This is a genomic window from Fontibacillus panacisegetis (assembly GCF_900102215.1).
Classification (GTDB): Bacteria; Bacillota; Bacilli; order Paenibacillales; family Paenibacillaceae; genus Fontibacillus; species Fontibacillus panacisegetis.
In genome coordinates, this window is record NZ_FNBG01000037.1 from 1 (window position 1) to 20,425 (window position 20,425).

Sequence of the window (20,425 nt, forward strand, 5' to 3'; positions counted from 1 at the left end):
AATCATAGTCTAGTGCCCACAAGAGATATAAGCAAATCGAAACCTAATAAAACAACACAAGGGAGCTATCCCAAAAGTAGGTTTAGTGTCAAAACTAGAAATAGCAGTGCAAGGAAGACGCCCCCTGCACCGCTTGATCCTGCCGCATTCTATGACCGTATCTCATGTGTAATAGTGTCATGATGCGGAATTCCTGAAATTGCTGCAAATGTGCAGGCTTTGATCATGTAAAGCCTCTAAATGCCCTAAATTGCTGCAAATGTGCAGGCTTTCTCTAAGGATTCTCTTCAAACTAGTCTATTCTGAACAATATTGCTGCAGTTTTGCAGGCTTTTGTTCATCCTTTCATGGCTACTTTAAAAAAACTGTATTTTTGCATCCTTTTCCTGATATCTTGCCTTTACACTACAAAAAAAAAGCGTCCCTAAAAGTTATCTAAGATAACTTTTAGGGACAGCCCCTTCTTTGCCAACAGCTTTCTATTATTGATAGCCCCAGATCATTGTAAACAAAGTACCAAATACTGTTACAAGACCAACAAACAGAGCGTACACAATGTTAGTATATAACGCCGTCTTCGAGCCGTTTTCTCCGATATGCATGAACAGAAAGAGCTGAAGCGACATTTGGATAGCAGCAGCGATAACCAGAATGGTCATTCCTACTGCTAAAGATAAATCCCAGAACACGACTGCTAGAGCGACAACCGAAAGGATAAGCGAGAAGACATATCCCATTACGTGATGAGTTGGGAATAGTTTTTTCATATCACATCAATCCTTTCAAATATACGAAGCTGAAGATGAAGATCCAGACTACGTCGAGGAAGTGCCAGTATAGCGAGAAAATAAATGATTTATTCGCTGTATCCAGCGTAAAGCCTTCACGTTTGATCTGAATCAGCAACCCGCCGCCCCATAGCAGCCCCAATGTTACGTGAGCACCGTGGGTACCCAGCAAGACAAACAAGCTGGATAAAAACGCGCTGGTCTGCAAAGTCGCACCTTCATGAACATAAGTTACGAACTCCATGATTTCCACTCCAAGGAATCCGAGACCCAGAATCAATGTGATGATGAAAAATATCATCATCGGTTTCTTTAATCCAAGTCGCATAGCATTGATCGCCAGACCAATAGTGAAGCTACTAGTAAGCAGCAAGAACGTTTCAATTAACACCGGACCAATCTCAAAAATCTCTTCCGCTGAAGGTCCATTTCCAGTACGAGTCCAGAGCGTAAAGTAGACGGCGAAGAGAGTCGCAAACAGAACAATTTCAGCACCAAGGAAAATCCAGAAACCAAAAATCCGATTGCTATTCTCTTCTGAACGATATTCTAGCGGCAGCGTATTATCTAACTTCATACCCCTTCACCCCGCAATTTAGCTTCTGTCTTTGTAATTTCTTTTACTGATATATGATGGCCATGATCACGTTCAAACGAACGAACTGCGAGCATAATAACAATACCTACACCAGCAATAATCGTTGGAATCCACCAGCTGAATACCATAAAGAATCCGAAGAACAAGAAGATCATTCCGAGAATAAACGGTTGTCCGCTGTTGTTTGGCATATGAATTTCTTCATATTGACCTTTAAACAGAGATTTACCTGTTTTCTTAGCTTCCCAGAACGGATCAAGTTCATGAACCTCTGGTACAATCGCAAAGTTGTATTCCGGAATAGGACTGTGAGTGCTCCATTCCAGTGTACGTGCATTCCATGGATCACCTGTAGTATCTCTTGGAGCATAACGGAAGCTCCAGTAGATGTTGTATACGAGCATGATAAAGCCGATCGCAAGACCAACAGCACCAATTGAAGCAATCAAGTTAAGTGGACCAAAGCCCGTGCTTTCCGAATAAGTGTACATACGACGTGTCATCCCTTTTAGACCAAGGAAGAACAGTGGCATGAACGTAACGTTGAAACTGATTGCAATCGTCCAGAACGCAGCTTTACCCTGACGTTCGTTAAGACGGAAACCGAACAATTTCGGGAACCAGTAGTAGAAACCAGCGATTACCGCAAATACAGTACCTGGGATCAGAACGTAGTGGAAGTGAGCTACCAGGAACATCGTATTGTGGTATTGGTAGTCAGCACTTGCCATCGCAAGCATAACACCTGTTACACCGCCGATCGTAAAGATCGGAATAAATGCAAGAGAATACAGCATTGGAGTCGTAAATTCGATCTTCCCCTTACGCAGCGTAAAGAGCCAGTTGAAGATTTTAACCCCTGTCGGTACGGCGATCGCCATCGTGGTAATCGAGAAAACACCATTAACCATTACGCCATGACCCATTGTATAGAAGTGATGCGCCCATACGATAAAGGACAAGAGCGAGATAACGACCATACTGTAAACCATCGATTTATAACCATACAGATTTTTGCGAGAGAACGTTGAAATAATTTCACTATAAATCCCGAAGGCTGGCAAAATAACGATGTACACCTCAGGATGGCCCCATACCCAGAACAGGTTGGCCCAGAGCATATCCATACCACCGTTGGCCATCGTAAAGAACTGTGATCCAAACAGCCGGTCGAATGTCATCAATGCCAAAGCTATTGTCAATACCGGGAATGCAAATACGATGATAACGTTAGTGATAAGTACAGACCAAGTAAACATTGGCATTTTCATCAATGTCATCCCTGGTGCACGCATTTTAAGGATTGTTGCGATAAAGTTGATACCGGTCATCAATGTACCAATACCGGAAATTTGCAGTGCGATAGCATAATAGTTATTACCAACCGTCGGACTGAACTCGATACTTGCCAATGGGAAGTAAGCAGTCCAACCTGCGTCCGGCGATCCGCCGATAACGAATGAAATGTTGAACAACATTGCCCCAGCAAAGAACAGCCAGAAGCTGACAGCGTTAAGCCGAGGAAAAGCTACGTCGCGAGCCCCGATTTGCAGCGGAATTACAACGTTCATTAATCCGATAACAAAAGGCATCGCCATAAACAGGATCATGATGACCCCGTGTGTTGTAAAGATTTCGTTGTAATGCTGACCATCAAGCAGCCCGTTTTCAGGCATAGCCAGTTGTCCCCGCATGAGCAGTCCATCGACGCCACCACGGAACAGCATTATTAATGCAGCAATAATATACATGATACCGATACGCTTATGGTCGACAGTTGTCAGCCATTCGCGCCATAGGTAGCCCCATTTTTTAAAATAAGTAAGTCCGACAACAATTGCTATCGATACAAGTACAATGCTGACCATCGCACCATAAATCATCGGCTCACCTGTGACGAAAAATTCGTCCCATTTCATGACTAGCTAACTCCCTTCTATACTTTAGTTGCCGTGCGAAGAATGATCTGAATTCTCAGAGTGCTCCATTTCAGGATGATCCATTTCGGAGTGGTCCATTTCGGAATGATCCATCTCTGTATCTGTGGAGTCTCCTCCATGGTTGTGTCCTGCATTGTCTCCCTCAGGAGCAGGGCTAAATGACAAATGTGTTGATGTATAAGTTTTTCTTCCGACATGCTTTGTTTCCAGCAGAGTATTGAATTCGTCCTCTGTCAACTCGGAAGCTGTGCTTTTAACCTCATCGACCCATTTTTCATATTCAGCAGGTGACATAGCCAAAGCTTCAAATTCCATATGTGCAAAGCCTTCACCAGAGAAGTTAGCGTTTTTGCCCATATAAGATCCCGGTTCTTCAGCTAATAAATGAAGCGTATTGACCATATCGCTCATTGCATATTTCTGACCTCCCAGCTGTGGGATCCACAAGCTTGAAATCGGGCCATAGGCATATAACTTGAATTCAATCGGACGGTGAGTTGGGATATTAACATAGTTAACTGTCTCAATACCTTCTTCCGGATAGCTAAAATGCCATTTCCAGTTTGAGGATGCAGCATAAATAACAAGCGGTTTTTCATTTTCATAGCCTTCTGCTACTTTCTCAATCGCGCTTGTTGAACGTACAGTAACCACAGATAAAATGGCCACTATAATGACCGGAATCGCGATCCACGTAAATTCCAGCCACTTATTGCCTTCCTCATGCGGCGGTTCATAATCCGGTGCCGCCTTGGAGGCTCTGTATTTGGAAAGCATAAAAACAAATAAAATGTAAACAACTAAAAGTATGATCGCCATCACCAGGATGGAGAACAAAATAACACCCGATTGCGTCTTGGCCACCGGCCCTTTCGGATCCAAAACGGTCAACGAACTACAGCCGGATAAGAGGACAAGAAGCGCTGAAAAAACAGCAAGCAGCAATCCTTTCCTTTTCATAGGATTCTGATACCCCTTTCTACATTGTGAACATCACCAAACATGGGATGATTTCAACATTCCAGATAAGATTAATGTTAGGCAAACACCAAGATGATAACAATTCATAGAGTTAGTCAAATTTGCAAATATTTTACAGTTATTTCAGCGTCATCGCCCCCTATCTATGCACCAAAAGTTGATTTAGCGTCAAATTTGATCAAAATCAGCCAAATTCGTCGATTTTGATAATTGTTCACAATGATAGAGTATTGGCGATAAGTTCGCAGAATTGTCATAATAAAATCGCTATTTTTAGATATATTGTGATTTTTATCACTTATCATTCTAAAATGACCTCATTCGAAATTGTTTGTATATACCTGCTAAAAATTAAAGTTGCCTAGGCCGTTGGATACAAGATCCTTGACCTGGCAACTTTAATTTTTTATTCAAACGACTCATTAGCGGTTTGCTGCTCAATAAGCCATTCGTCATTAATTTGCTTGATTTGTGCTTCAAATTCTCCGTCAACTTTCATTTTGCCCGCATACATCTGCTCATAAAAAAGCCTTTCTAATTTAATAATTACATTGTTAAGTCCAGGTACACTTGTAACTAATCCTGGGCCTGAAGTCACTTCATTGCTTTTGTTTAATGCTCCTTGGACAGTTTCAAAGTCTCCTGAATCTGCGAATCTCTTCTCAAAGGCATCAAATACCTTTTCATCCGAAGTAGTTGGAAGTGTTACTCCACTCCTAACCAACAGTTCTCTAGCCGCAGTATCCGTTGTTAAATATCTCAAAACTTCTAACGCTTCTTCTGGATGCTCGCTTTTGCTAGAAATCCCAAGTGATTCAATAAAACTGATCCCTTGCTGCGAGCTCGGTCCTTTTGGTAACGGAGCTACCCCATAATTAGGGACCTTTTCATATTGCATATTTAGAAATCTGGAGCTATTAACCATCATGGCTGCCGTTCCATTTTCAAAGCTAGGCACTGTCACAGCTCTCTCTGAATACGTTTCTCCTAATCTTCCATCAATTTTATTATTTCTAAATGCATTCGTTAAAAACTCGATCCCTTCTAGGGCATCTTCTTCAGCTATGGCTAGTTGTATACCATTCTCATCCTCATTTAATGTATTTCCCCCATAAGCTCCTGGAACTGAATAATAAAGAAACCCACCATTCAGTAAACCAACCACTTTGTCTTGTACACTGGTCAGACCTGCAGCCATATTTACCAAATCCTCATAGGTCCAATCTTCAGTCGGATATTGAATCTGATATTTATCAAAAAGGTCTTTATTGTAATAGATTAATGTATTATTCAATAAAAATGGAACAGTATAGAGCTCGTCATTATAACGTTGGCTTTCTAGATCGACATAAAAATCATTAAGCTTAAGGCTGTCCGAGTGCTGTTCCAGCGATTGAACATACTTGCCAGCAACCGCCTCTCCAATTCCCATGTATGATGACAGCCAAAGCAGATCGACCTGTTTATCACTTTCCTCTAGCTGCTTCAGCAATCCAACTACACTTGGCTGATTGGGTGCATTTCTAATTAAATTAACCTTAATTTCCGGATGCTCTTTATTAAATTGCTCTAATACATTTATTACAGCCTTTGCAACTTCCGGGTCCTGATTATACGTATACAGCGTTAATTCCGTTGTCTCTTTTTTCGACAATATGTTGGAAGAACAACCTGAAATAATAACAATACAAAACACTAAAAATAAAATAATCCCTTTTCTCATAGGTCACCTCAATCTCAATTATCAAATTCATCTGAAGTCATAATAATTTTGCCTTCTTCGAGTTCAAGCTTTACCTTGTTGTTCCTTACATTGATTGTTTCAAGATAGTTTCTCGGCACCTGCAAACGTCCAGCTTTATCCAAAATGGCATACTCCACATGAGTATCTTCTTCGGATTGAACCAATCCTTGCTCTATTTCTGCAAGCTCCTCGGCATAAGATTTACGACGTAACATCTCTGAGGATATTTTACCATCCCTTATTGCCACTACCCGATCAACCTTCTTGGCCAGGAGTGGATCATGTGTAACAATAACGATCGTAACTCCTATAGTCCGATTCAATTCACGAAACAAATCAAGAACCTGATCAGACATTCGCGCGTCCAAAGAACCTGTAGGTTCATCCGCTAGCAATAATTTAGGTTCGTTAGCCAGCGCAATGGCGATCGCAACCCGCTGCTGCTCTCCCCCTGACATTTCGTGAAGCTTATTATGCTTGCGATGCGACAATCCTACAGCTTCCAGCAATTCCAAAGCGCGCTCCTTGCGCCGTCTGGATTTCAACAAAATCGGCAACTCTACATTTTGAAGAGCTGTTAAATACGGAACAAGGTTACGTGCGTTATTCTGCCAGACAAAGCCGACGCTTTCCCGCTTGTACTTCACAAGATCACGTTCGCTCATCTTTAGCATGTCGTTCCCATTAACAGTGAGCTTACCCGCCGATGGGGTATCCAGCCCGCCTAACATATTCAGCAAGGTGGATTTCCCGCTCCCGCTGTTCCCGATGATCGCCATTAGTTCCCGTTCCTCAACGATAAGATCAAGACCTTGGAGGGCAAACACTTCCAGATCTGCGGATTTGTAAATTTTAACAAGTCCCTCACAATGGATCATCTGCTAATCCTCCCCTAGCTTCAGCGCTTGATGAATTCGGGTACGGGACAGCATATAACCAAGAATCGCCAACCCGATCGATAACATAATTCCAATTACGATATACAGACGCATGAAATCCACTGATTCAAATACGACACGGAAAGGTGGAACTAATAAACTCGGGTTAAACGCAATTTGAAAATTAGGCACGAACATTCTGCCCGTTATATTTCCTATTACGATACCGATCATAACAGCCACACCTGATGTAAGCAGTTGCTCGATCGCCAGCATGCCTATCAATTGCCGCAGGGATAGCCCCAACGCCCGCATTACTCCATTTTGCAGAGCTCTACCACGCAATGAGAGTACCCAATACAATAGAAAACCAACAAATGTAATAAATATGGATGAGAGGAAACCCAACGTTAACATCCCGTTAAGAGCCATTAAAAAAGGATCGTTCTTAGCCTTTACAAGCTCTTCCCTCGTGTTATGAATATTAATGATATCCAGCTTGGCCAGCTTGATAGCATCATACAATTCAGCTGTTGTTGAATCCGGACGCATTTTAAGCCAAATTTGATAAGGCTCAAGTCCCAGCTGCAGCTGTATTCTGGATAAATGTCCTACGATCAGCATAGGAATCTCTTTATCTTTGTTCTGAGGATTAGGATTGAAGGTTGGGAAATAATCAACAACGCTGTAGACGATAAATGGCTGATGATCCACACCCTCCCAACCAACCCAAATCGTATCCCCAACTTTAACCTTCTTTTGATCCGCCAGAGTCCTAGAGATGATTACTGCTCTGGAATCTGAAGCAATCAGATTAAGATGTTCATTTAGAGGATTCCTCAAAAGCAGATTCTGGAACCATGCCGTTCTTCCAAAATCGTCTGTATCGATCCCCATCAATACTGCGCTTCCCTGCGAATCTCCTATCTGAAACATTGCCTCTTCCTTCACAAAAACTTTAGCTATATCCTCAACACCCGGCAGGTTCATATATGGCTCGAAAGGAGGCTCATGATATTGGATGACATTTAGCGTAGGAGCATCCCCATTTGATGAAGAAGGTTGCGGAGCTCCAGCAGCACCAGGGCTTGATACAACAACTGGCTTATTGCTAGGCCATTCCGATTTAATCACAATATCAGATCCGCCTGAGTACAGTATTCGCTCCTCTGTATTGTTATTAATTGTTCGGGCTGCCCCTGCACTGAATACACCAGTAGCAATTGTAATGACAAAAAATATCATCAAAAATTGGTACTGGTTGCTGGAGCGACCTACCTGAATTAGCGTGGCATACCAACCCGGCGTCCAGATCTTGCTTCCAGCGCGATAGATTATCCTCAGGATTAAAGGATAGAGCCGAAGTATCAACAAACCACCCCCTACAATGAAGAGAGCAGGAACAACAAACTGTAAAGGATCGATTTGTAAATCATTAAAACTCAGGCCCAGATTTTTCATTTCCGCTAATCTCTTCTTGAACGCATAGTACCCGTATATCGAAATACCCAGCAGAAGAACATCCAGATACATTTTGTGCCAGAAAGGCAGCTTTTTTATTCTTGCCTGTCCTTGCTTATGTCCGACTATGGAGACGCGAGTAGCAAAAAAAACAGGAGTCAGTATCATCAGAAACACCGTTATTGCAGCCAATGCACCAAATTGATAGGATTGTGCATTTATATATAGAGGCAGACTGGATCTTTGGACGAATTCAAGAAAACCATTTGATGCACCCAGCATTTTCGTTAAAAGCAGGCCCAAAAACGGCCCCACCGCCCATGCAATACTGCACAGTATTGCAGCCTCAACCCCATAGGATGCCATGATTTGCAAGCGTGAGGCTCCCCTACTGCGAATTACAGCAATTTCATTCTTCTGACGATCGACGATGAGATTAGATACCATAAACATGTAAAAGCCGAGCATGATCAATACAGGCACATTAAGCGACCACATAAAGTTGGACAACCGTTTCGAACGGTTAAAATACTCTTGAATCTTATCCTCTATCGGCACCGTACTATCCACTTGAAACCGTGACGTTGCACTGATAGCCTCTTCCTTTATTTTTTGAGAAGTGCTCAGAAAGTCCCCTAGGTTACGCAGCTCCATACGAGAATAATCAAGCACAAAATACCACCAAGCAGACGATACTTTAATCTCATCATTAACCATAAAATAACGTTCGAACGTTCTTTCCGGGACAACGAACGACAAATCATAGTTTTCTAACTGAGGTGACCGAAAATATGGATCATCGACCTGCTTTTTTTCAAACATACCTACCGGTTTAACTTCAGCAACAACTTTCCCTTTCGTATTAAAGAGCTGAAGTTCCGTTCCAAGAACAACGTCTAAATTAGACATAATCTTGTTATTCACCAGGACTTCGTATACTCCGTTCACCGGTTCTTCGGCAGGCATTTTTCCATCAACTAAAACAATATGATCTTCAAATTGAGATACAGACTTAACAGACGTAATCTGTTTACGGTCTATACTATCGGCATCTATCCCTTTAGGAATTACCTGCAAGCTAGCCGTCTGAAGCTCCACCACCAAATTTTTAACTGGAATCCCAAACCCGTTCTTCTCGGTTTCTTTCATAAACTCATTTAATTTTACGATTCTTTCCTGACGTTTCTTTGTACTTTCATTTTGGAAACTCAGCTTCGTCAAATGTGCGCCAGGATATGCATTCGTTTCATTCTGAAACGCTTCCAAATCTTTGACCAGCATTCTTGACAAAATGCCCTCAGAATAGATGGGAATCGTACTAACGAGTCCAACTGTCATCAAAGTACCGAGAAATAATGTAGATACCAGCCATTTGTTCTGCAGCATTTTCCTGAGAATCATGAAGAATAAGGACACACAGAAACCTCCTACAACATATTATTGCAAAATAACAACTTGCCCTTCTTCTAGCCCTTTCACAATCTCCACCTCAGTACTGCTTTTAATCCCCGGTTCAACATCAATTTCTCTTAACTTGGAACCTTCTTCAAGAACACGGACAAAATTCCGTCCTCCAAACGATCGGAGACCCCCTTTGGGGATTTTGATAACATCATCACGTTGTTCAGTAATGATTCTTACATCGATAAGCGTACCAATATCTGCATCAGGAGGAAGCTCGTCCATTTTTATGTATACAAATCTATTATTTCGGTTTATTTGCTCTTGATTCTGAGTTATTGGTGCAGATAATGGAGATTGAACGACGATCCCATTAAAAGTTTTACTTTTATAGTTCAATAGAACATCGGACCCTACCGCCACGTTGTTATCGCTTGAATTAACCTCCAAAACCACTCTCAGTTTCGTAGGGTCTGCTACAGATACGATCGATCGGTAAGGTTCGATAAGATCGCCTTCCTTCAACGTATCAACGAAAGTAACTTTACCATTTACCTCTGAACGAATGGTTCTGCTGTCATATTGCTTACTTAAGCGATCGTACTTTTTTTGTTCCAATTTGTACTGCAGGGCTGCTAATTCGAACGTTTTTTCATCGTTTTCTTCATTCAATTTGGCTTCACGCAGGGCATATTCAGCTTTTTCCATAGCAAGCGCCTGCTCTTGTACCTGAATATCCAATCCATCGAGAAGTAGTTCAACGAGAATATCTCCCTTTTTAACTACATCACCAGATACCACATGAATTTTGCTTATTCTACCGTTCTTATCCTTATATATAGCTTCATCCTGTGCTGTCGATTCAAATCTTCCATTTCCTTTAATCTCCTGAGTAATCGTACCCTTCTCGGCTTTCGCCGTACTGTAATTCTCTTGAACAGGCTCTACAAGCGGTGGTGTTAGCGCTTCCTCTTCCTTGGGAAGTAAAGAACATCCCGATAAGACAACAGAAAATAACAGAAATAATTTAAGCACAGTTAAACGGTTACGATCGCGAGACAATAAGCCCATCCTCCAGTTCATAAACTTGATCTACAATCTCGATAATTTCCGGGTCATGACTTGTTAAAATGATAGATACGCCGTATTCATTTATTAAGTCGCGAAAAACTTTCATAATTTTAATGCCTGTAATACTATCAAGTTCCGCTGTTGGTTCATCGGCAAGAATAAGCTTGGGCTTATGAGCAATTGCTCTTGCAATCGCGATACGCTGTTGCTCTCCCCCTGACATCTCAAACGGTCTATGATGCATGCGCGAAGTCAGTCCTACTTGTTCCAATGCCTCAAGCGCAGCCTTTTTTCTCTCTTTTGCTGAATAACCTGCAATACGAAGTACAAATTCGACATTCTCATAAGCAGTCATTAACGGAATTAGTGCAAACGATTGAAATACAAGCCCTATTTGGCTACGGCGTAGCTGTTCTCGTTCCTTATCAGTCATCTCTGTAATGACTTGATTATCGATCTGAATCGATCCCTCGGTGGGTTGATCCAATGCTCCCAGCAGATTGATGAGTGTCGTTTTTCCAGAACCAGAACGTCCGATAAAAGCGGTCATTTGTCCCATAGGTATTGTCATATCTACACCTTTCAGAACCGTCACTGCACCCGATCCACGGCCAAACACTCTTGTAATGCCAACGGTCTGTATACAGCTTCTTTCATTCAACGAATCTACTCCCCCCCTTATTCCCAAATCATTATTTCCGCACAAAATCATAGGTTATGGCTAGGCATACACATATTTCCACAATACTTTATTTATAGCGTTTTTTCAACAACTCATATAGCCCAAAATTCATAAAAGCACAAGGATAATTTGACATCCATTGTGCTTTTATGACTTGACTTTTATGCATTGAAATGAAAGGCCTGAACCTACAGTAATTCTTTACGAAGCTCTTCAGGTGATTTAGGCGACAGCAATCCGAACGGAATATCAAATACTGTCTTCGCTCCGGCTTGCCCTGCTTGAGACAGCTTATATACAGCGCGAGCATAAGCCACAAGCACACTAGCTGTAAATTCAGGATTGCTATCCAGCTTTAATCCGAATTCGATAATTTGTGTGCTGTTTTCACCAGTACGTCCACTTCTCAATACAGTTCCACCATGCGGCATTGTCGAGTGGTTCTTTTTCAGCTCATCTTCATTGATAAAGTTTACAGTTGTTACATAATCAGAGAAATAGTTAGGCATTTCTTTGATTTCACGTTCTATTTTCGCCAGATCCGCGCCCTCTTCAGCAACGACGTAACATTCGCGAAGATGCTTCTCTTTTGTGCTCAGTTCTGGGTTTTCACCTTTACGCACACTTTCTACAGCAGCTTCAACCGGTATTGTGTACTGCACTCCATTTTTAACGCCTGCAACACGGCGAATCGCATCGGAGTGGCCTTGGCTAACGCCTTTACCCCAGAAAGTATACTCTTTACCTTCAGGCAGAACAGCTTCCGCCAGCAAGCGGTTTAAAGAGAACAAGCCTGGGTCCCAGCCCGTTGAAATGACGCTGACATTTCCGCCTTTAATCGCAGAAGCGTTCACTTTCTCAAAATATTCTGGAATTTTTGCATGTGTATCAAAGCTGTCTACTGTGTTAAACAATGCAGAAAGCTCAGGACCTTGCTCAGGAAGGTCGGTGGCCGAACCACCACAAAGGATCAATACGTCGATATCGCCCTTGTACTTCTCAACCTCGGAAATGTGTACAACGCCGTTGGCTGCTGCCACATCATCGGGATTTCTTCTTGAAAAGATCGCGCGTAATTCAAAATCCGGATTTTGCTGAATTGCTTTTTCCACACCACGACCTAAATTTCCATAACCTACGATACCTACTTTGATGTTCGATGCCACTAACATGTTCCTCCTTCAATTCTTGTATGACAATCATTTTATATCAGTCTTGTACATTTTTAAATATCTAACATTTGAAGTTACAAATAATACATTAAATAATACAAAGATTGTACTAAATAGTACAAATAACACGTTAAAAAACCTCCAAAACAAGTCAAAAAAACTCGTCTCAAAGGTTTGTTTTGTACTAAGTATCCCTTATCCATTCCCTATGACTTTCGACTTAGCCTCCGAAGAAGCACCGAACAGACACAAGAGTGCTAATAGCATTCCTAACGATGCACTTATGAACAACGCCGGATATCCGAAAATATCTATGAACAGTCCCAGTAGAGGAGGTGAGGATATAGCTGCAAGGGAAGAGACGAAATAATAAATCCCTGTGCGCGTCCCAATACTTTCTTCATTTCCCGTAGCCACAATCCATGGGTAGGAATTAATATTGATACATGCCCAAAAAATCCCGCCGATCACTAGTAGCAATCTAAGTATCAATGGAGAATCTACAAAAACAAGAGAGCCGAAGATGACAACCAGCCCTATCACACCGATCGTAATGATTTTTTTCTTGCCGAATTTGGACCCTAGCCATCCGCTTGGAAGAGCAAATATGAGAAATGCCAACGAGAAGAATACAAGTGAAAATGATGCGGCATCCTCTGTCATCCCGATATACTTAGTTCCATATAACGTGAATAAAGCTTCAACACCTTGATAAGAGACGAACCAGAAGAAAATTGCTGCCAAAATAAAAATCGTCGTCTTATCAAGTTGTTCCTTGATTTTTACCGGCTTGCGTGGCTTTGGATTCTCATTGCTTATAAGTGTAATGGGTTCTTTAATTACAGCCTTGAGAACAAACATCGACATCAGCATAATGATACCAGCAAACAGAAATGGCATGTATGAGCTAATACCATATAACTTAGATCCAACCCCGAATGCTAATACAGAGCCAAGTCCGCCCATAAAATTAATAACTCCATTTGCCTTCGTACGATCCCGTTCAGGTGTAATGTCCGGCATAAGAGCAACCGTTGGTGAACGGAACAAACTCATGGATAAGTTCATTAACACCATAAAGATCACTAACATTACAAATCCTGTATGTAAAGGAATGAGCGATGCAAATACCGCACCCAAGGGCATACCAATAAGCAGATAAGGCATTCTACGACCGAATCTTGTGTTCGTTTTATCGCTCCGGTGCCCAATCCATGGCTGCAGGAAGATCGCAAAGTAATTATCTATTGTCATCATAAATCCGATCATAGCAGCACTCTTTAAATAGTTGCTCAAAAATAACGGTACAAACGCATTATAGAGTGCCCAGGTCAAGCTGATACTAAAAAAACCTAGTCCCAGCAGCCATGTTTTCTTCATTCATTCACGCTCCTTAACTGGATAAGAGCTCTGCCAAACGATCAGGATAATCTGTAATAATACCAGCAACTCCCGCCTCAATAAGAGCTTTCATTTCATATTGTTCATTTACCGTAAACGGATGATATGGCACTCCTTCTTTGGCAGCAGCTGCTACCAGCTCAGGCCGCAGGGCATGCTTAAAAGCATGTAGTGCATCTGCACCAATACGTTTGGCATAATCCCATGGCTCATAGATTCCTTCCATGTACAGAATACCTGTACGAATCTCTGGAGCTATTTTCTTGCATTCCACCAAGGAGTAGTGATTGAAGCTGGAAATGATAATGCGCTCTGACAATCCGTACTGTCTCACCATCTCAATGACTTTACTTTCCAATTCAGGATAGAGCACAATTCCATTTTTTAACTCAAGATTTACAATAGTATCCTTGTCGCGAACCAGATCTAACAGCTCTTCCAAAGTTGGAATACGTTCACCTCTAAAATCATCATGATACCAAGATCCCACTTCGCGTGATTTGATATCATCCAATGTTAAATCCTTAACCCATTCAGGTGACCCTGCTGTGCGATGCAGAGTCTCATCATGAATCAGGACCAAACGACCGTCCTTTGTCATCTGCACATCCGTCTCAATCCCCGTAGCTCCAAATTCCAATGCTCGTGTAAAAGAAAACATTGTATTTTCTGGACAATGTCCCGCCGCTCCTCTATGCGCAAAATTAATAATTTCAGTCAATGGAACGTCCTCCTTGATTGTATTAGTTTAATTTTAATATTATCCATCCTCTTACTATAATCCTGCTATGTTAAGACCATATTAAGAAAAACTGAGGATTTATTAGCCATGTTGTCTAACCAACTCCAAAAAAATATCCTGTGAGTATAGTTCATTCCAGATATACTGGATGCAAACCTCCCCACAAGATACCTTAGTATTTGTTCACTTCAATTTACTATTTCATGTATCATTGTTGTCTTAATTCTTCATTAAGCCATTCAGCTTCCTTGGCAGCACGGGTATCCTTGACGATATCCCCCGGTTTGCTGGCTTGCCCAATAATATAGCCTTGAAATGGCAGATTCACAAAGTCAAACGTATATTTAAACTGCTGTATTAAAGGAAGTGCCTTTATTCTAGGCTGATCTCCCCCTACTGCAATGACATAAGCCCTTTTTTGAGCTATCAGCGCTTTGAAATCATATCGCTCATCCCTCAAACTCTGCGACCAGCGGTCAATGAAGTTTTTGAGAATCCCCGTCATTCCATACCAATAAACCGGCGTAGCAAAAATCAACACATCATGCTCCAGCACTCTCTGAATAACCTCGTCATAATCGTCTTCTACGGGACGAAATCCTCCCTCGGCATGCCGCAGATCATCAATAGGCAAAATTTTCTTATCTCTCAGCAAAATATTGTCATGCGGAATTCCTTTCAACACATGCTCAGCTAATTGTTCCGTATTTCCGTCATCCCTCGTACTTCCATGTAAAACGATAATGCTCATCCAAGCACTTCCTTTCATCGTAAGGTTATTGTAGACAATACCCGAATAAAGCTGCCTATTATGCCCTATTGTTATACTACCTTTCATTATATTTATTTATGCCAAACTATGTAATCTATATATTCCCGGCCTCCTGTCCGGGGTGCAAACCCGACTTAGGTCCAGTCTACAAACAGTCTCTGGCCTGTTACTCCACAATCTCAATCCATTTAAAATAAAGACATGAAATAACACCGGTACCGAATGAGTTCAAAATAAATTTAATGAAAAAATGAAAAAGTGAGTGGTTGCTATGAAATCATTATATCGTTCAACGACTAATAAACAGATCTCTGGATTATGCGGAGGAATTGCTGCCTGGTTAGGGATTGACTCCACTGTTGTACGTCTTATCGCTGTTGTTGGAGCTTTGATCAGCTTCGGAACTGTAGTAGCCCTTTATCTGATCGCCAGCCTAATCGTACCAAAAGAACCCGTCGGCGATTTCAGATACAACGATTATTTTACAAATTACTAATCCAAATTAAATCCAAGGAGAGATTTCAATGAGCCTATTTGATCGAATTGCCAACTTAACAAAAGCTACCCTCCACGAAGCATTAAATAAACTGGAAGACCCTGTATTAATGACTGGACAATATCTACGGAATCTTGAAGAGGAGATTCATTCTGCAGAGAAAATGCTCAAAGAACAGCAAATGACAGCATCCATTCAGCAGCGCAAAAGCGAGGATGCCGCTCAGTTAGCGAAACAAAGTGAACTGCGTGCTATTGCGTCACTCGAGAATGGAGACGACAACGCGGCACGTCATGCGGCGGCCGCCAAGATCCAGTACGAGGAACAGTCGCAGCAATATGCTGCTGAAGCTACTGCGGCTAGAGACAGAGTTCTGGAGCTTGAGCTTCGAATTAAATCTGCGAATGAAGAATATGAACGCCTTAAAGAAAAACGCAATGAACTTGCAGCGCGTGCTCGTAAAGTAAATGATAATTCCAAAATGAAAAGCAGTCATATAAGCTACGGTTTTGAGACTGGATCTGCTGCAAAAGGCTTTGAACGTATGGAAGAGAAGATTCTTGAATGGGAAGCAGGTCAACAGCTTGCAGGTGAATCCTTTGGAAATGGAACTCCTGGCAGCACATCAGGAGCTTCCGAATCAGCGGCCGTGAATGCTGAGCTCCAGCGGATGAAAGAGCAGCTTAATTCCCGTAGCAACCAGGACAATAACGCCTAAATTTATGAAAAGAGGCGGTCTGGCCGAGTCATTTCAGACCTGGCAGACCGCCCCTTACTATTCAATCCATAATTGATCTATAAAGATCGAACAATTATTTGCCTTCCTTACCTGCCTTGAACACTTCGCTTATCGCTCCAAGGCTGCCCAGCGTTTCAATAGCATTGGAAGGAATAAATACTTTGTTAGCAGGCCCTTTAGCCACTTCCTTCAAAGCTTCAAATGATTGATATGCAAGTACCTGCTCATTGAGTGCCGCATTACGGAGCATTTCAATCCGCGCTTTTTCCGCTTCAGCTACAGCCTGGATCGCTTTGGCTTCCCCAAGTGCTTCCAACTCCTGAGCCTGACGCAAACCTTCTGCTTCGCGAATACGCGCTTCTTTATCACCTTCAGCCTTGAGGATTTTACTTTGCTTATCCCCTTCTGCACGCAGAATCATATCCTGCTTTGCCGCTTCCGCTTCAAGGACAATAGCACGTTTATTACGTTCAGCCTTCATTTGTTTGTCCATCGCTTCCTGAATATCAAGAGGCGGCTTGATGTCGATGACCTCTACGCGCTCAATCCGTACTCCCCATTTTTCAGTTGCTTCATCAAGAGCAATACGGATTTCAGTAGAGATTTTTTCCCGACCGGACAACGTTTCATCCAATTCCAGCTTACCGATGATTTGACGCATCGTCGCCGTGGAAATGTTCCGAACCCCATATACATAATCGGAGATGCCGTATGTTGCTTGTTCTGGACCAACTACTTGATAGAATATGATCGTATCAATTTGTACCTGAACATTATCCTTTGTGATCACTGTTTGCGGCGGTACATTCGCCTGTTGAATCCGCAAGTCATGATTTACCCGCACTTGATCTATTACCGGGATCAGAATATTAAGCCCTGGTGTCAACAGACGATGAAATTTACCAAGACGTTCTACGACCCCTACCCGCTGTTGAGGTACAACCTTGACCGTAAGCGAAATAAATACGACAACAACAACTACAATAACAACTGTAATAGCCCAGCCCATTAAATTAATTCCTCCCATCTTTCTACTTCGATAATACTACTACCACGCTTGATTACCCTTACTAGCTCGTCTCGATCAAGCTTCTGGGTAGATGTAGCGCTCCAGGTATCTCCTCCAACCTTAACAATACCATATTGCCCTTGTTCGATTGACTCTACAACAATACCTTGCTTCCCTACAAGTTCGATACCAGTATCCTCATACCCTTTTGCACTGTGAATTTTTCGGGTAAGAGGTTTGGTAAAAATGGTAAGAACCAACGCTACCAACGAGGCTAAAATCACTTGTAGCACATATGCATCAGGAGCAAACAAAGAAATGATTCCTCCTGCAACCGCCCCAATACAAATCCAGAGGAGATAAAATGTAAGTGTCATCATTTCCAACACTAATAATATCCCGGCGGCAATCAACCAATATGCCCATGGTTCCATGTGTCAAATGCACCACCTTTTATCAGTATAATAATATATACGAGACCCACATAAAAAAGTATCAAAAAATGTGCTACTTAAGACTAACCAAGTGGATATCTCATTTTAATCATACTATGACTCTCATAATAATAAAACGTTTTCGAAAATAAAAATCAAAGAAAAATTTAATAAATTGAAAATATTAGAAGTATTCGGGTTTAAATATTGTAATAGTATTACATATCGGTTATATTTGATCGATTATGAATAAATATAGCCGTGCAAACGTTTTAACAAACTCCTGATTTTAGGTATGATGGAAAGAACAATAAATTTATTAGAAGGAAGGGATCTTGTTGTTTATTAAGAAAGCATCGCCCCTCTCTCAGCACTCATTGAAATGGTTTGGAAGCGCTACACTAGCAATTACTCTTCTGCTTTCAGGCTGCACATCGGGTCCTAATTCACAAAATGTTAACAATTCTAATGAAACGACTCCAGAAAATGTAGCTTCATTGTCCATTAATGAAAACGCATCCAAGACAAATGCAACGAACAATTCATCTCTAGACACCCAGCCCTCCAGCGGTGTATTCTATGAGATTTTTGTCCGCTCGTTCTATGACTCAGATGGAGATGGAATCGGAGACTTTAAAGGACTAACTCAAAAGCTTGATTATTTAAATGACGGTAATCCAAATACGACAGAAGATCTAGGTATCGGTGGTATTTGGCTCATGCCGATCAACCCTTCGCCCAGCTATCATGGATATGATGTAACGGATTATCGTTCCATCAATCCCGAATACGGTACCATGGATGACTTTAAAAAGTTTTTAGATGAGGCACACAAGCGGGGAATCAAAGTTGTTATGGACCTTGTAGTGAACCATAGTAGCTCAGAGCATCCATGGTTTATTGAAGCATCAGAAAACAAAGACAGCAAATATCGCGACTACTATACCTGGGCCGAGGATCAGAATATAACTGTCGGCGGATCAAGCGCTGCCGGTTCAGGAAATCCATGGCATGTATTGAATGGAAGCCACTATTTGGGTACCTTTTCACCAGTTATGCCTGACATGAATTTTGATAACCCGAAAGTTAGAGATGAATTTAAAGACATTGGCCGCTATTGGCTTGACCTCGGATTGGATGGCTTCCGTCTAGACGCTGCCAAGCATATTTATGAGAATCTATTCACGGACAAAAGTCAGGAAACAACTGATAAAAACGTTGCATGGTGGCAGGAATTTCGTAAAGCTTTACACGAGACCCATCCTGATGCATATCTAGTGGGAGAAATTTGGGATAATAGCGCTACAACAATAGCAAGTTACGTAAATGAAGCAATGGATTCAGGATTTAACTTTGGATTGTCCAGCATAATGATTCAATCAGCAAAGAGTGAAACAGACAGTAAACCTGGATTTACGCTCGAAAGAACTTACACCCTTTATTCCAAAACATCCAATGGCAACTTTGTTGATGCACCATTCTTAACCAATCATGATCTTGTCAGAATTATGACCCAGCTTGATGGGGATACCAACCATGCAAAAATGGCAGCCAGCCTTCTTCTAACACTGCCGGGAAATCCATTCATCTATTACGGTGATGAAATCGGGATGCTTGGCGCTAAACCTGATGAAAGTATTCGTGAGCCAATGCAGTGGTACAAAGGAGGCAGCGGAGAAGGGCAGACTACGTGGGAGCTTACAACCTATAATACCGGACAGCCAGGTTCCAGCGTGGAGGAGCAGACGATTGACCCCGACTCCTTGCTATCACACTACCGCATGATCATATCCTTCAGAAATACTGTTCCTGCGTTAAAGGACGGAGATATTCGCAATTACTCTTCCGGCGTAAAGGGGGTAACCACCTTTGTCCGTCTTACTGAAGTACAAAAGGTGCTCGTAGTGCACAATTTAACTGGAAGTGAGCAAATTGTCGAATTAACTGACGAACCTGAGAAATATAGTTTTAAAGATATCCTAAAGACAACAAATAAAGAGGCGAAGCTAGAAGGAAGTAAGCTCACGATTCCTGCGTATTCAACCACTATATTAGAGTAGTCGTAGTACGATATAAGAAATTAGTGTTAATACAAAATAGGACCGGACAGTGGCTA

18 protein-coding genes are annotated in these 20,425 nt (G+C 41.8%); 3 read left to right on the forward strand and 15 right to left on the reverse strand.

Going from position 1 to position 20,425, the window contains the following annotated elements; translation table 11 throughout:
* Positions 1 to 482: 482 nt before the first annotated feature.
* The 13 genes from qoxD to BLS49_RS21460 form a co-directional block, all read right to left on the reverse strand.
* Positions 483 to 767 carry a cytochrome aa3 quinol oxidase subunit IV gene (gene qoxD, locus BLS49_RS21400; RefSeq protein WP_091235616.1) on the reverse strand — a complete coding sequence of 95 codons (285 nt, stop codon included), beginning with the start codon at positions 765 to 767 and terminating at the stop codon, positions 483 to 485.
* A gap of 1 nt (position 768) precedes the next feature.
* Complete coding sequence (gene qoxC, locus BLS49_RS21405; RefSeq protein WP_091235618.1) at positions 769 to 1,365, reverse strand: cytochrome aa3 quinol oxidase subunit III; 597 nt, start codon at positions 1,363 to 1,365, stop codon at positions 769 to 771.
* Positions 1,362 to 3,305, reverse strand: coding sequence for a cytochrome aa3 quinol oxidase subunit I (gene qoxB / locus BLS49_RS21410; RefSeq protein ID WP_091235620.1), 1,944 nt, complete (start codon positions 3,303 to 3,305; stop codon positions 1,362 to 1,364). Before qoxB ends, qoxC begins: the two co-directional genes overlap by 4 nt.
* A 24-nt stretch (positions 3,306 to 3,329) precedes the next feature.
* On the reverse strand, positions 3,330 to 4,286 hold the full coding sequence (qoxA, locus tag BLS49_RS21415) for a cytochrome aa3 quinol oxidase subunit II (protein ID WP_091235622.1): 957 nt from the start codon (positions 4,284 to 4,286) through the stop codon (positions 3,330 to 3,332).
* A gap of 427 nt (positions 4,287 to 4,713) precedes the next feature.
* Complete coding sequence (locus BLS49_RS21420) at positions 4,714 to 6,030, reverse strand: ABC transporter substrate-binding protein (RefSeq protein ID WP_091235624.1); 1,317 nt, start codon at positions 6,028 to 6,030, stop codon at positions 4,714 to 4,716.
* Positions 6,031 to 6,044: 14 nt separating this feature from the next.
* Positions 6,045 to 6,929, reverse strand: coding sequence for an ABC transporter ATP-binding protein (locus tag BLS49_RS21425; protein ID WP_091235626.1), 885 nt, complete (start codon positions 6,927 to 6,929; stop codon positions 6,045 to 6,047).
* 3 nt (positions 6,930 to 6,932) lie between these two features.
* Positions 6,933 to 9,806, reverse strand: coding sequence for an ABC transporter permease (locus tag BLS49_RS21430; RefSeq protein WP_091235629.1), 2,874 nt, complete (start codon positions 9,804 to 9,806; stop codon positions 6,933 to 6,935).
* Between the two features lie 21 nt (positions 9,807 to 9,827).
* Positions 9,828 to 10,853: an efflux RND transporter periplasmic adaptor subunit gene (locus BLS49_RS21435; RefSeq protein ID WP_175471505.1), complete on the reverse strand. Its 1,026-nt coding sequence runs from the start codon at positions 10,851 to 10,853 to the stop codon at positions 9,828 to 9,830.
* Positions 10,837 to 11,523 (reverse strand): ABC transporter ATP-binding protein, encoded by a 687-nt coding sequence (locus BLS49_RS21440; protein WP_245742675.1) that lies wholly within the window; start codon positions 11,521 to 11,523, stop codon positions 10,837 to 10,839. The genes BLS49_RS21435 and BLS49_RS21440 overlap by 17 nt, the downstream gene beginning before the upstream one ends.
* A gap of 209 nt (positions 11,524 to 11,732) precedes the next feature.
* Positions 11,733 to 12,710 (reverse strand): diaminopimelate dehydrogenase, encoded by a 978-nt coding sequence (locus tag BLS49_RS21445; RefSeq protein WP_091235635.1) that lies wholly within the window; start codon positions 12,708 to 12,710, stop codon positions 11,733 to 11,735.
* Positions 12,711 to 12,911: 201 nt separating this feature from the next.
* Positions 12,912 to 14,096 (reverse strand): SLC45 family MFS transporter, encoded by a 1,185-nt coding sequence (locus BLS49_RS21450; RefSeq protein WP_091235637.1) that lies wholly within the window; start codon positions 14,094 to 14,096, stop codon positions 12,912 to 12,914.
* A gap of 13 nt (positions 14,097 to 14,109) precedes the next feature.
* Positions 14,110 to 14,838 carry a glycerophosphodiester phosphodiesterase gene (locus BLS49_RS21455; protein ID WP_091235639.1) on the reverse strand — a complete coding sequence of 243 codons (729 nt, stop codon included), beginning with the start codon at positions 14,836 to 14,838 and terminating at the stop codon, positions 14,110 to 14,112.
* 229 nt (positions 14,839 to 15,067) lie between these two features.
* Entirely contained in the window at positions 15,068 to 15,610 is a 543-nt protein-coding gene (locus BLS49_RS21460; protein ID WP_091235641.1) for a flavodoxin family protein, read from the reverse strand.
* Positions 15,611 to 15,902: 292 nt separating this feature from the next.
* Between BLS49_RS21460 and BLS49_RS21465 the strand changes: the two genes are divergently transcribed.
* Both BLS49_RS21465 and BLS49_RS21470 read left to right on the forward strand, forming a co-directional pair.
* Entirely contained in the window at positions 15,903 to 16,127 is a 225-nt protein-coding gene (locus BLS49_RS21465; protein ID WP_091235643.1) for a PspC domain-containing protein, read from the forward strand.
* A 28-nt stretch (positions 16,128 to 16,155) separates the two neighbouring features.
* On the forward strand, positions 16,156 to 16,845 hold the full coding sequence (locus tag BLS49_RS21470) for a PspA/IM30 family protein (protein ID WP_091235644.1): 690 nt from the start codon (positions 16,156 to 16,158) through the stop codon (positions 16,843 to 16,845).
* Positions 16,846 to 16,939: 94 nt separating this feature from the next.
* On the opposite strand, the gene BLS49_RS21475 is transcribed toward BLS49_RS21470, so the two are convergent.
* Entirely contained in the window at positions 16,940 to 17,875 is a 936-nt protein-coding gene (locus tag BLS49_RS21475) for an SPFH domain-containing protein (protein WP_376769562.1), read from the reverse strand.
* Entirely contained in the window at positions 17,875 to 18,309 is a 435-nt protein-coding gene (locus BLS49_RS21480; protein ID WP_091235648.1) for an NfeD family protein, read from the reverse strand. The genes BLS49_RS21475 and BLS49_RS21480 overlap by 1 nt, the downstream gene beginning before the upstream one ends.
* A 335-nt stretch (positions 18,310 to 18,644) precedes the next feature.
* Between BLS49_RS21480 and BLS49_RS21485 the strand changes: the two genes are divergently transcribed.
* Positions 18,645 to 20,369, forward strand: a complete 1,725-nt coding sequence (locus tag BLS49_RS21485) for an alpha-amylase family glycosyl hydrolase (RefSeq protein WP_342707222.1) — start codon at positions 18,645 to 18,647, stop codon at positions 20,367 to 20,369.
* Positions 20,370 to 20,425: the final 56 nt, after the last annotated feature.

What these genes read in the sequence shown, in the direction of transcription:
- qoxD (WP_091235616.1), bottom strand. Translation starts at nt 767, where the DNA reads ATGAAAAAACTATTCCCAACTCATCACGTAATGGGATATGTCTTCTCG.
- qoxC (WP_091235618.1), bottom strand. Translation starts at nt 1,365, where the DNA reads ATGAAGTTAGATAATACGCTGCCGCTAGAATATCGTTCAGAAGAGAAT.
- qoxB (WP_091235620.1), bottom strand. Translation starts at nt 3,305, where the DNA reads ATGAAATGGGACGAATTTTTCGTCACAGGTGAGCCGATGATTTATGGT.
- qoxA (WP_091235622.1), bottom strand. Translation starts at nt 4,286, where the DNA reads ATGAAAAGGAAAGGATTGCTGCTTGCTGTTTTTTCAGCGCTTCTTGTC.
- BLS49_RS21420 (WP_091235624.1), bottom strand. Translation starts at nt 6,030, where the DNA reads ATGAGAAAAGGGATTATTTTATTTTTAGTGTTTTGTATTGTTATTATT.
- BLS49_RS21425 (WP_091235626.1), bottom strand. Translation starts at nt 6,929, where the DNA reads ATGATCCATTGTGAGGGACTTGTTAAAATTTACAAATCCGCAGATCTG.
- BLS49_RS21450 (WP_091235637.1), bottom strand. Translation starts at nt 14,096, where the DNA reads ATGAAGAAAACATGGCTGCTGGGACTAGGTTTTTTTAGTATCAGCTTG.
- BLS49_RS21460 (WP_091235641.1), bottom strand. Translation starts at nt 15,610, where the DNA reads ATGAGCATTATCGTTTTACATGGAAGTACGAGGGATGACGGAAATACG.
- BLS49_RS21465 (WP_091235643.1), top strand. Translation starts at nt 15,903, where the DNA reads ATGAAATCATTATATCGTTCAACGACTAATAAACAGATCTCTGGATTA.
- BLS49_RS21470 (WP_091235644.1), top strand. Translation starts at nt 16,156, where the DNA reads ATGAGCCTATTTGATCGAATTGCCAACTTAACAAAAGCTACCCTCCAC.
- BLS49_RS21475 (WP_376769562.1), bottom strand. Translation starts at nt 17,875, where the DNA reads ATGGGCTGGGCTATTACAGTTGTTATTGTAGTTGTTGTTGTCGTATTT.
- BLS49_RS21480 (WP_091235648.1), bottom strand. Translation starts at nt 18,309, where the DNA reads ATGGAACCATGGGCATATTGGTTGATTGCCGCCGGGATATTATTAGTG.